The following is a 486-nucleotide window of genomic DNA, read 5'->3' on the forward strand; positions in this document are numbered from 1 at the left end:
ACCTCGACGTGAGCGCGCTGTCGCTGATCGGCGTGTACGACTTCCAGCGCATGAACCAGGTCATCGTGGCCTACCATGCGGTGGCGCACGGCACGGTGCGGCTCTCGCCCGAGCTGGTCGACTATCGCCTGATCGCGCCGCGGGACCTGCGCTGCTGGCGCTCCGGCACGGGCCAGGCGCTGGCCGACTGGCTGCGCGGCCACGGCATCGAGCCCACTTTCATGGAATGGCCGGGCCAGCGCAGCGAGGCGCCGGCGACTGCACCTGCACCTGCACCTGCACCTGCACCTGCACCAGTCCCCCCGGTGGCAACGGATGCCGCCTCCAACCCGGCGGCAGGCGGGGCGCAGCCCGGGCCGCTCTAGAATTCCTTCTCTCTTCGCCAGGAAGCCGACGACGATGCACATCCACAAGGAAATCGACACCCGCGGGCTGAATTGCCCGCTGCCCATCCTGAAGGCCAAGAAGGCGCTCGCGTCGATGGCC

2 protein-coding genes are annotated in these 486 nt (G+C 69.3%); both read left to right on the top strand.

The window, feature by feature from the left end:
• The coding region (locus tag E1292_RS50650) for an NUDIX hydrolase (RefSeq protein ID WP_220447480.1) at nt 1-365 on the top strand (365 nt) is incomplete at its 5' end.
• 34 nt (nt 366-399) lie between these two features.
• Nucleotides 400-486 (top strand): sulfurtransferase TusA family protein (locus E1292_RS56060; RefSeq protein WP_132606898.1); only part of this gene is annotated, 87 nt, incomplete at its 3' end.

It is taken from the genome of Nonomuraea deserti (assembly GCF_004348685.1).
GTDB classification, from domain to species: Bacteria; Actinomycetota; Actinomycetes; order Streptosporangiales; family Streptosporangiaceae; genus Nonomuraea; species Nonomuraea deserti.